Source organism: Eubacterium ramulus ATCC 29099, from assembly GCF_000469345.1.
GTDB classification, from domain to species: Bacteria; Bacillota; Clostridia; order Lachnospirales; family Lachnospiraceae; genus Eubacterium_I; species Eubacterium_I ramulus.
This window is the reverse complement of sequence record NZ_KI271153.1, coordinates 1-11,821: the sequence shown is the minus strand read 5'-3', so window position 1 is coordinate 11,821 and position 11,821 is coordinate 1. Positions and strand designations below refer to the sequence as shown.

Below are 11,821 nucleotides of genomic sequence, written 5' to 3'. Positions count from 1 at the left end.
AGAAGTGGGAGTCTTCTCGACTGAGATAAACAAAAAATTACAGCACCGCCTGGATCAAGTTTGGTTCATAGCCCGCATCACGAAGTGCCCCAATAATCTGTTTTTTATGCTCGGTACCAAATGCTTCCATGGTGATCCGGATCTCCACAGCTGCATTCCGGTTGGAAGATATGAACTGGTTATGATCCAGCTTGATAACATTCGCCTGTACACTGGCTACAACACCTGCGACTCTGCACAATTCACCCGGTTTATCCGGAAGCTGAATGGATACAGTAAAGATACGATCGCGCAGGATCAGACCTTTCTGTACTACAGAGGACATGGTGATGACATCCATATTTCCGCCACTTAAGATAGAAACGACACGTTTATCTTTTACACTTAAGTGTTTCAGTGCTGCCACGGTCAGCAAACCGGAATTTTCTACGATCATTTTATGATTTTCTACCATATCCAGAAATGCTACAATCAGTTCATCATCATGAACGGTAATGATATCATCCAGATTCTCCTGAATATACGGAAAAATTTTACTTCCCGGCGTCTTTACAGCAGTACCGTCTGCAATCGTATTTACCTGTGGTAAAGTCACTACTTCACCGGTCTTCAGAGATTCCTGCATACAATTTGCGCCAGCAGGCTCTACACCGATGACTTTAATCTTCGGATTCAACAATTTTGCAAGTGTAGATACACCCGTTGCAAGTCCGCCGCCACCGATTGGTACCAGAATATATTCTACCAGCGGAAGTTCCTGAAAGATTTCCATTGCAATGGTTCCCTGACCGGTTGCAACCGCAGGATCATCGAAAGGATGGATAAATGTATATCCGTGCTCTTCTGCCAGCTCATATGCTTTTGCACAAGCTTCATCATATACATCTCCGTACAGGACAACTTCTGCACCATAACTCTTCGTACGGTTTACTTTGATCAGTGGTGTTGTAGTTGGCATTACGATGGTTGCCTTTGCACCATAACGTTTTGCCGCATAAGCCACACCCTGTGCATGATTTCCTGCGGATGCGGTGATCAGACCACGCTGACGCTCTTCTTCTGTCAATGTGCTGATCTTGTAATAAGCACCACGCACTTTATACGCACCGGTAAACTGCATATTTTCCGGTTTCAAATATACTTTATTACCTGTCTGTTCGCTTAAATATTCACTGTATACCAGCTTTGTCTCCTGTGTTACTTTTTTGACAATTTCACTGGCTTCCTCAAAACGATCCAGTGTCAGCATTTCACTCATTTACGTCCTCCTTCTCAAACAGTGCATCAACAAACTGATCTGCATCAAATTTCTGCAGATCATCAATGCTTTCTCCTACACCAATATATTTTACCGGAATACCAAGTTCAGAATGAATTGCAACTGCAATTCCTCCCTTGGCCGTTCCGTCCATCTTGGTCAATACAATACCTGTAATCTCGGCAGCCTCGCTGAACTGCTTTGCCTGAACGAGTGCATTCTGCCCGGTAGTGGCATCCAGAACTACTAAAGTCTCGCGGTATGCTTCCGGATACTCTTTTTCCAGAATACGGTTAATCTTCTTTAATTCTTCCATCAGGTTTTTCTTATTATGCAGACGTCCTGCAGTATCACACAGTAATACATCTGCTTTCCGGGCTTTTGCTGCCTGCACGGCATCGTATACAACGGAACCCGGATCAGATCCTTCCTGACCACCAACAATCTCCACACCGGCACGATTTGCCCACTCTGTCAGCTGTTCACCCGCAGCGGCACGAAAAGTATCCGCCGCTCCAAGAATCACTTTTTTCCCTTGGCTTTTCAATTTTCCTGCCAATTTTCCAATGGTAGTAGTCTTTCCAACGCCATTGACGCCGATGACCAGAACGACGGATGTTTCCTCTTCAAAGCGATACGCTGTATCACCTACATACATCTGCTCTTTGATACTGTTGATCAGCAGCTCCCGGCAGTCTGCCGGCTCTTTGATATGGTTTTCTTTTACTTTTTTCTTCAGATTTTCGATGATTTCTTCTGTGGCATGGATTCCGATATCACCCATTACAAGAATTTCTTCCAGTTCCTCGTAAAAATCATCATCAATATGTGAAAATCCGCTGAAAATAGAATCAAATCCGGACACGATATTGTCACGGGTTTTGGTCAGACCACTGACCAGTCGTTTAAAAAAACCCTTTTTTTCTTCAGCCATACTATTCTTCCTTTCTCAAATAAATTTTGTATAAAAACTGTTTCCAGATTACGCATCCAGCTCTTTTTCAATCAGGTTGACGGAAACCAATGCAGACACACCTTTCTCCTGCATGGTGATACCATACAGACGATCTGCGGCTGTCATAGTTCCCCGTCGATGAGTAATAACAATAAACTGCGTATTTTTTGTAAGCTTATGCAGATAATTGGCAAACCGATCAACGTTAGAGTCATCCAAGGCTGCCTCGATCTCATCTAACAGACAGAACGGAGATGGCTTTAAGTTCTGGATTGCAAATAACAATGCAATCGCTGTCAGTGCCTTTTCTCCACCGGACAGCTGCATCATATTCTGAAGTTTCTTTCCCGGCGGCTGCGCAATGATCTTGATACCACATTCCAAAATGTCATTTGTATCTTCCTCACCTGTCAGCTCCAGTGAACCTTTTCCTCCGCCGAACAACTCCTTAAATGTCCTGTCAAACTCCCGCTGAATATCTGCAAATTTCTCTGCAAACTGCTTACGCATACCTTCATCCAGTTCTGTAATGATCTTCTCCAGACTCGCTTTCGCTTCCTCCAGATCCGCATGCTGTGCGGACAGGAATTCATAACGCTCCGAAACACTCTTATACTCTTCAATGGCATTGACATTGACATTTCCAAGCTTACGGATTTCATCCCGGATACCTGCGATCTGCTTTTTGAGTTCAGCTACGTTCTGCTTCTCCGGCCGTTCTGCTCCCTTTGCTGCATGATAGGTGATTTCATACTCTTCCCACATATAAGTAGTCAGAGAATCCTGTGCCTGCTCCGTCTTTTCCTTCTGCTGATTCAATCGGAACAGTTCTTTATCCAGATCACTCATAGTCTGTGAAAGTTCTTCCCGCTGTGCAAAAAAGTTTTTCTGCTCTCCAAGCATTGTTTCTTTCTGTGTACGGATTACCGTCAGTTTCTCATCCAGCCCCTGCTTTTGTAAAACAGCTGCTTCTGACTGTTCCTGCAGCTGTCTGATCTGTTTTTCCCGCTCTTCAATGGCAGTCTCACTATTTGCACTGTCCTCCAAAATCTGCTTCTTCTCCTGATTCAGACGGTGGATTTCTTCTTCCGTTCTCCGAATATTCTGCTGCAGGAAATTTTTTTGCTGCTGTTTCTGTGCAATCTCCAACAGAACATCATTCAGATCCTGGGAAACACTCTCAATCTCCAGATTTTTATTTTCTACCTGTTGAGATAAAACATTATTCTGACCGGTTATTTCAGCTTCCTTGTCCACAGACATCTGTATCTGTTCTTCCATCTGTGCCTGATCGATGGACCATTCTTTTTTATCCGCATCAATTTTGGCAATCTCTTCATGAATGCCGGCATAAGCAGCTTCCTGTTTTTCCTGCTGCTCCCGAATATGACTGGTCTCCATCTCTAATGTGTTTTTATGTAGATAAGCCTGCTGCAGATTTACCTGCAATTCTTCATAATCATCCTTCAGCAGTGCATTTGCGGTCTTCACATCTTCCATCCGACTGCGGATTTCCTGCGCCTGTGCACGGCAGTCAGCCACTTGTTTTTCCAAAATCTCAATCTCACGATTCCGTCCCAGCAGATTGCTGTTGTTTCGGAACGCGCCACCGGTCATGGAACCGCCAGGCTGCAGTGACTCGCCCTCCAGGGTAACGATACGCAGAGAATAGCGGAACTTTCTGGCAACCATCACCGCATGCTCAATGGTGTCCATTACAAGCACCCGTCCCAGCAGATAACCTGCCACCTTTTCATACTGTGGCTGCGTGTGCACCAGACTGCTTGCAATACCAATGACACCGGTCTCACCTAACGCTTTTTCCGCCGGAACATGCTCCGGTGCAGACACACTGGTCAGCGGCAAAAATGTAGCACGACCATACCGGTTCTTTTTCAGATATTCAATCATCTGACGGGCAGTATCCTCATTGTCCGTTATAATATTCTGGATACTTCCCCCCAGTGCTGTCTCAATGGCGGTCTCATACGCTTTTTCCACTTTGATCAGATCTGCGATAACACCGTGAATTCCCGGTGTATCTGCCTTACGCTCCATGATCCGGCGGATGCTGTTGCCATATCCGTCATAGCGCTCCGCGATATTCCGCAGAGATTCCAGACGGGAACTGTCCTTGTGATATTGCTCCTTGCACTGATCCATCCGGCCACGCAGTTCTTCAAACTCCTGCTGCCAGTTAGTCCGCTTCTTTTCAATGGAAGTCTTTTCTTCCTCCATGGACACAATCTGTTTCTTCAGTTCTGCCAGTTCTTTTTCTTGTTTGAACAGTAATCCGCTGACATCATCACCGCCGCTCTTCTGCTCCAGCAATTCCTTATTTAACTGCGCCCGGTGGATAGAAGCCTGTTCCTGCATCGTTTTCAGACGCTGTTGTTCTGCTTTCATGGAAGCGCGGGCATTCAGCAAACGCAAAATTTCTGCCTTCCCTGCTTCCATCTGCTGCTCCATTCCGGCTGTCTCTTTCCGCAATGTCTCCAGCTTTTCTGTCAGCAAACACTTCTTCTGCTCGATTTCACGAATGCCGGCTTCCAGTTCCGTCTGCCGGCTGCTGTAATCCTCGCCTTCCTTCTGCTGGCGGTCCACATCGGCCTGCAGTGCCTCCACACGGCTTCTGACATGTTCCTCATTCTGCTGTGCTGTATGGATCTGTTCCCGCAAAACATTGATCTGTCCCTCCAGTTTTTCTTTCGAAACACCGGTATCATTCATACTCTGCTGCAGTTCACCAATCTGTTCATCTGCCTGCGCAACCTGCTTCTCAAGCTCCTCATAACGAGATTTGATTCCTTCAAATTTCTGCCGGATTTCCGCCTGTTGATGCTCTGTAATACCACATTTCTCCTCCAGACCCTCCAATTCGGTATCCATCCGTTCCATCTCGAGTAAAAACAGATTCTGATCGCACTCCTTCAGTTCTTCCTTTTTCTTCAGATAAACTTTCGCGTGTTCCGCCTGTCGTTCCAGAGGGCCTACCTGTCGCGTCAACTCCGCCAGAATATCATTGACACGCACCAGATTCTGCTGCTCATCTTCCAGTTTTTTCAATGCCGTTGCTTTTCTACGCTTGAATTTAACAATTCCGGCTGCCTCATCAAACAATTCCCGGCGTTCCTCAGGTTTGCCACTCAGAATCTTGTCAATCTGTCCCTGACCAATAATAGAATAGCCTTCTTTACCAATACCGGTATCATAAAAAAGCTCATTGACATCCTTCAGACGACACTGGGTACCGTTGATCAGATACTCGCTCTCACCGGAACGATACACCCGTCGTGCTACTGTCACTTCATTATAGTCCAACGGTAGCTGATGATCCGAATTATCCAGTGTGATGGCCACATAGGCAAAACTTACCGGCTTTCGATTTTCCGTTCCTGCAAAAATAACATCCTGCATACTGGCGCTTCGCAGCTGCTTTACCTTCTGTTCACCAAGCACCCAGCGGACCGCATCTGCAACATTGCTCTTTCCACTGCCGTTCGGACCTACAATACCGGTAATTCCGTTATGAAACTCAAATACAATTTTATTGGCAAATGATTTAAAACCATGTACCTCGATTGATTTAAGATACATACATTCCTCCGTTTATTACTTTTACTTGTCCTTCTTTCTCAGTTCCAGAATGGCCTGATAAGCAGCTTCCTGTTCTGCTGCCTTCTTGGTATGTCCCTCACCGCAACCATAACTCTTATTGCCGATACGGGCTTCTACTTTATAATTCTTATTGTGATCCGGACCAGATTCTTCTACCAGCACATACTCCAGCTTTCCGCTATGCTCATCTCCCTGCACGATCTCCTGCAGGATAGTCTTGCTATCATAAAAGAGCTGCATATGCTCCACATTATTCAGCACAAAACGATGAATAAACTCTTTTGCATTAGCAAAACCACCATCCAGATAAATGGCTCCGATAATTGCCTCAAATGCATCTGACAAAATAGATTTTCTCTTTCGACCACCGGTCTGATCCTCTCCTTTTCCAAGAAAAAGATAATCACCCAGATTCAGTGCTCTGGTACAAAATGCCAGTGTCTGTTCACATACAATACTTGCACGCACACGGGTCAGTTCCCCCTCCGGCACATCCGTATGCTCATGATATAAAAAATCACTGGTTACGATTTCCAGCACCGCATCTCCCAAAAACTCCAGACGCTCATTATCGGATAATTTTTTCATCCGATGTTCATTGGCATAGGAGCTGTGAGTCAGTGCCTGGCGCAACAGACCTTCCTGCTGAAACTGATAACCGATTTTTTTCTGAAACTCTTTGAGCTGTTCCATATCATTCCTCCTGTAAAACAAAGAGCTGTTGCAGAGACAAATACTCACTGCAACAGCATCCATTTTCCTGTTATACTGATTCTTACAATGCTTTTTTAATCTGTTCTACCGCATCGCCAACAGTTGTGATTTTTTCTGCTTCTTCTGTCGGAATCTCGATCTCAAACTCTTCCTCGATTGCCATAATAATCTGGAAAATATCCAAGGAATCTGCTCCAAGATCATCTACAAAAGTAGTCTCTTCTGTAATACCATCAGCATCAATGCTTAATACTTCACTGATGATACTTTTAATTTTATCAAACTCCATGACGCAAATCCTCCCTCCCTGTTATTTTTCTACAATAATATGCTCTTTGATTTTACCATTAATATCCTGCTGCTTGAATGTCACACACTGAAGAATAGAATTCTTCACATCAATTGCTTTCGCACTGCCATGTGTCTTAACCACCAGACCATTCAGCCCAAGCAGAGGAGCTCCACCATACTGGGAGGCATCAAAGGACTTCAATGTCTGTTTTAATGCAGGTTTAATCAAAAGTGCTCCAATTTTAGACCGGAGAGATGACATCAGTCCTTCTTTTACTTTGGAAAGTAATGTCGCAGCCACACCTTCATACAGTTTCAGTACGATGTTTCCCGCAAATGCCTCACAGACAATCACATCGGCACCGCCATGTGGAATCTCCCGTGCTTCAATACTTCCGATAAAATTGATACCAGGACATTCTTTCAGCAATGGAAACGTCTCCTTTACCAGCTGATTACCCTTTTCCTCTTCTGCTCCGATATTCAGGATCGCCACTCTCGGATTCTTGATTCCGACAATGTTCTCCATATAAATAGATCCAATCTGGGCAAATTGCACCAGATGTGACGGACGTGCATCCACATTCGCTCCACAGTCGATCAGAAGTGAAACTCCCTTTTCCGTCGGAACTAAAGATGCCAACGGCGGACGTTCAATGCCTTTAATTCTGCCAACCAACACCTGACCGCCAACTAAAGTAGCTCCGGTACTTCCGGCTGTCACAATGGCATCTGCTTCCTGATGCTTAATCATATTCATTCCGATTACCAGAGATGACTGTTTCTTCTTACGAATCGCATTTACCGGCGGTTCTGCCATCTCAATAACTTCCTCGGCATGTACAACTTCAATTTTTTCCTTATCATAAGTATATTTTGCAAGTTCAGCATTGACAGCATCCTGTCTGCCTACCAGAAATACTTTGATATCTTTTTCTGCCTGAACAGCTTGTACCGCACCTTTTACGATTTCTCCCGGTGCGTTGTCACCACCCATGGCATCCACTGCTACGCGGACTGTTTCGCTCATACTTTTTCCTCCGTCTCCTTGTCCATCCACTAAAAAATATACACTATGTCTATCTATAAATCAACCGATTTTTCTTATCCCGATGTAAAACTTTTTACCGTTTTTTCAGTAAATATTATATTGCAAGAAAGTGTACTATCACATATTCTCCCATATAACATCATCCATAGCACAACTTCCTATCAAATAAGAAATTTTTTGAATCGATCCTCAGCATCATGAAAGTCCTTCATCCCAAGATCATATAATTGCTGTTCTACTTCCCGATCCATCGTATAGGTACTCATTTTCGGCGGATTGCTCGGTGCAAAAATAAATGCTTTGCCTTCTTTTTCCAGATCATACAACTGCTGCTGGCATTTGCCATACATAATATGGCGGTTATCCAGTGCTTTCACCGTATTTGGAAACTTACGGCACATTCTGCTGTATAAGAAACGCATACCTTCCGGTTTCTTTATAAATCCTCTTGGCTTTGATAAAATCGCAACGATCTTATCACAGCCATCATCCAGCGCACGCTGCACCGGGATTGCATCTGTCACGCCGCCGTCATAATATAGTTTTCCGTCAATCTCAATTGGTTTGCATGCTGCCGGCAACGCACAGGAAGCCATAATACAGCGGTAATCATCCTGTTTCATCTTGCTCTTTGGAAAATATACCGGTGTTCCTGTCGCAGCATCCGTTGCCACGATCCAGTATTCCGTAGGATTCGCACTCAATGCATGAAAATCAATCGGATCCACACCGGTAGAATTCGTCATATCACCGTAAATATGCTGCAAACCAAACAAATTTCCGGTTTTGATAAAACTCTTTATACCAAAATATCCCGGATCCTTGATCCAATCTGTATAGTAGCGAAGATTACGCTCACGCTGCCCTGCCAAAAAAGATGCCACATTTGCGGACCCTGCTGACACACCGATGGCATAATCAAATGTTATATTTTTATCCAGAAAGGCATCCAGAATACCTGCACTATATGCACACTTCATTCCGCCGCCTTCTACAATTAATCCTGTTTTGCTCATATGTTCTGTCACCTTTTCATTCTCTCATGCTTTATAAAATATCAATCATTTAATGTCTATCCTATTTTATCAGAGATGAAACAGATGTCAATGAACGATTTTCCGGAATTGTTGCTGAACATCCCCTATTCACATTGCTGATATTCACTTAATCGCTGAATAAATCCGGAAAATTCCGGAACCGTAAAATCAAGTTCCTTGTAACGTACCGGATAAATAATCCCTTTGCTGATCAGCTGTGCCCTCGCTGTGGAAATCGATGTGACTGATTTTCCCATGATTTTTGCCACATTCGAAATCGTACAGGGAAGTTCCCCACATTGTACCATTGCGAAAATAAATTTCTTATCTGAAGCAGAACACCGCTCATAACGCACCTTGAAAAATCCATTGTCAAGTACAGACCAAAATTCTTCAATATTTTGTTCAACATCCGTCACATCAATTGATTTGCTATCTGTATTCTGATAAACAATCTGACAAAGCTGCTGAATAAAAAACGGATATCCCTTTGTAATTTCCACAATTCGGTCAATCGCCTCATCCGTATAATGCACATCAAATTTTTCAGCCGGAACCCGGATCGCCGCCTCAGACTGCTCTTTGCTCAAAGAACCGATTTCTTTATATAGAAACAAGCGTTCTGAATAGGATTTTTCCTCTGAAAGCATCGCATATATTTTCGGTAATCCGGCTCCCACGATCATAATCGGATAGCCCAGCTGGTTCGTCCGATGAAGTGCCGCTATCAGTGCACCAAGTTCTGCAGACTTCATATACTGGATCTCATCAATAAAAAAACAGATCGGTATCTCTGACTGATAGGCCGCCTCTCCCAGAGTCGTAAATACATCTGTCAGACTCTGCGTAAGGTTCGAACTTTTATACAGTTCTCTTTCCTGAACAGATAAGGAAAAGGTACTGTCGTTTGGATCAAAAGAAATCACCAGAGATTTAATTGCCTCCAACGGTTTCTGAATCAGATGTTTAAACTTTTCCTTTGCACTGATTTTTCGTAAAAATGCCTGTGAACAGCTTGCAATCTGCGAAATAAAGTCATTCCGTTCCTCCACTTCGATATGCTTGCAGAAAATATTTTTTTCTTCCGCTTTCTTCTGTAAACTATTGATTAGAACCGTTTTCCCCACCCCACGCAAACCGCTGAAAATCACGGACTGCACAGGGATATTATAAGTCATCGCCATAAACAGACTGTCTATATTTTCAAGATCATCGTCACGACCGGCAAGATAAATTGGCATTAATCCAGCGCCTGGTCTGTATGGATTTATTTTGAACATTATAAATGCACCTCCTACCCGTATTATTTCATTGTAATACGTTTGCGTCAATACTTTTTCGTAATTATACGCCGTTTATCGCGAAATAATTCAGATAAAATCATATAAGCTTATCGTTTTAATCCCCATCACCTGCTTATTGTCGCTGTCTGCCCCACAATCATTCATAAATACAAAAATCGACGGTATATCCATTTCCGATACACAGTCGATCTTTCATATTTTTCTGTATTTTCCAATTTTTGTCAAAATATTGTGTATGTAACCGAACCTCCACACAAGCAGTTTCCTGCAGGTTTTTTACAAGATTTTCTTGATTATATTTTTCCCATTCAACAAACTGAACTTTGAACCATAACTTTAAAAAATAACTCATAACAAATAAATCAATATCAATAAACAATAACCCATCTATTTTTTCCACGCTATGTATGTTCAATCTTGTACGGATAACTTTGATATTTTATCACTCTAAATATCTTACAGATTCATCAGAAGTGCAGGGAAATCTTTCTTTAAAAATCTACTTCAAATTCTACTGTCTGATTATATTTATCAAGCGACATCTGCATTAACAAAATCATATCAGATACACGCTCATATTCCTGTTTGATCAGTGCCGGATCATAGTTGATATAACGATATTCTGCTATCGAATTTCTGACCCGGTAAGAATTATCAAGCCGCTCCTTCGGAAGTTGCTTACGCATCATATCGAGTATATTTTTACGTTTGTTCAACTGCGCCATCTTGACCAAAATTGTATCAATGCTCATTTCCTCATCGCCAACCGGTACTTTTGCCATAGCATTATTCAGATTGATTGCATGCTTGAGCACCGCTATCTTAGCATCGATATCTTCAATAATCTGTGCCACTTCCAAATAGTCATATTCCGGGATCACCGGCTCTTCATTAATTGCTGCGATGTAAGTACATGAAGTTGCTTCCTTATTTACCCAAAATGCCTTATCCTCTTCCAGACTCTTTAATTTTTTATTCGCATAGGCTGATGTCATCTTCTGCATAACAAATCCCCCTTCTCATTATCATTTTACTTCTGCTGCTGTATTTACTATAATACTTTGTCGTTTATATTTCACTAAACTGCTGGTTTATAAAGGAAAGTATTGTTAACTATTGGGGAATATTTTTCGAAAAACGGTTGATTTTTATAAAAAATAAGGTAACAGCTCCATAAACGAACAATATCCCCGTCAATGACGAGGATATCTTCTATACTGGTATGCAATAATCTGCTCAAAATAATAAAATTGTCGATGCTTGGCAAGGATCTTCCAGACAGCCATTTGTACACCGCCTGCGGATTCTCGAATCCCATAGCTCCCTGAATATCTTTGACCGTATAACCATTCTGCTTCAGCAAACTCTTGATTCGATTGCCTGTTTCTTTTTGCTGAATTGATACATACATTGGTTGCATTTTTTGTACCTCCGTAATCTTCTCCATCCCGAAACACGTTGTCTTATTACTTTAGCACTTTTCCATCAAAAAATCCAGCTTTTTATCAGTGCAAATGCGCTGAATAAATCAATTATATATGGGATCCATTCAAGTCGAACACACGTGAGACTTGGTGCGTGATTCTGGTCAGC

General features: G+C 42.8%; 11 protein-coding genes. All 11 read right to left on the bottom strand.

The window, feature by feature from the left end:
- Nucleotides 1–37 precede the first annotated feature (37 nt).
- Nucleotides 38–1,249 carry a threonine ammonia-lyase gene (gene ilvA / locus HMPREF0373_RS10700; protein ID WP_044964045.1) on the bottom strand — a complete coding sequence of 404 codons (1,212 nt, stop codon included), beginning with the start codon at nucleotides 1,247–1,249 and terminating at the stop codon, nucleotides 38–40.
- A gap of 1 nt (nucleotide 1,250) precedes the next feature.
- Nucleotides 1,251–2,192 (bottom strand): signal recognition particle-docking protein FtsY, encoded by a 942-nt coding sequence (gene ftsY, locus HMPREF0373_RS10695; RefSeq protein WP_021739729.1) that lies wholly within the window; start codon nucleotides 2,190–2,192, stop codon nucleotides 1,251–1,253.
- Between the two features lie 48 nt (nucleotides 2,193–2,240).
- A complete protein-coding gene (smc, locus tag HMPREF0373_RS10690) occupies nucleotides 2,241–5,810 on the bottom strand; it encodes a chromosome segregation protein SMC (protein WP_021739728.1) in 3,570 nt (1,189 codons plus the stop codon).
- Nucleotides 5,811–5,831: 21 nt separating this feature from the next.
- Nucleotides 5,832–6,524, bottom strand: a complete 693-nt coding sequence (gene rnc, locus HMPREF0373_RS10685) for a ribonuclease III (RefSeq protein ID WP_044964008.1) — start codon at nucleotides 6,522–6,524, stop codon at nucleotides 5,832–5,834.
- A gap of 82 nt (nucleotides 6,525–6,606) precedes the next feature.
- Complete coding sequence (gene acpP / locus HMPREF0373_RS10680) at nucleotides 6,607–6,834, bottom strand: acyl carrier protein (RefSeq protein ID WP_021739726.1); 228 nt, start codon at nucleotides 6,832–6,834, stop codon at nucleotides 6,607–6,609.
- Nucleotides 6,835–6,855: 21 nt separating this feature from the next.
- A complete protein-coding gene (gene plsX / locus HMPREF0373_RS10675) occupies nucleotides 6,856–7,866 on the bottom strand; it encodes a phosphate acyltransferase PlsX (RefSeq protein ID WP_044964005.1) in 1,011 nt (336 codons plus the stop codon).
- Between the two features lie 182 nt (nucleotides 7,867–8,048).
- Nucleotides 8,049–8,903 (bottom strand): patatin-like phospholipase family protein, encoded by an 855-nt coding sequence (locus tag HMPREF0373_RS10670; RefSeq protein WP_021739724.1) that lies wholly within the window; start codon nucleotides 8,901–8,903, stop codon nucleotides 8,049–8,051.
- A 125-nt stretch (nucleotides 8,904–9,028) separates the two neighbouring features.
- Entirely contained in the window at nucleotides 9,029–10,204 is a 1,176-nt protein-coding gene (locus tag HMPREF0373_RS10665; protein ID WP_021739723.1) for an ATP-binding protein, read from the bottom strand.
- Nucleotides 10,205–10,364: 160 nt separating this feature from the next.
- Nucleotides 10,365–10,628 (bottom strand): hypothetical protein, encoded by a 264-nt coding sequence (locus HMPREF0373_RS10660; RefSeq protein WP_021739722.1) that lies wholly within the window; start codon nucleotides 10,626–10,628, stop codon nucleotides 10,365–10,367.
- Nucleotides 10,629–10,719: 91 nt separating this feature from the next.
- Nucleotides 10,720–11,232: a hypothetical protein gene (locus HMPREF0373_RS10655; protein WP_021739721.1), complete on the bottom strand. Its 513-nt coding sequence runs from the start codon at nucleotides 11,230–11,232 to the stop codon at nucleotides 10,720–10,722.
- Between the two features lie 74 nt (nucleotides 11,233–11,306).
- Nucleotides 11,307–11,675, bottom strand: coding sequence for a helix-turn-helix domain-containing protein (locus tag HMPREF0373_RS10650; RefSeq protein WP_021739720.1), 369 nt, complete (start codon nucleotides 11,673–11,675; stop codon nucleotides 11,307–11,309).
- Nucleotides 11,676–11,821 lie beyond the last annotated feature (146 nt).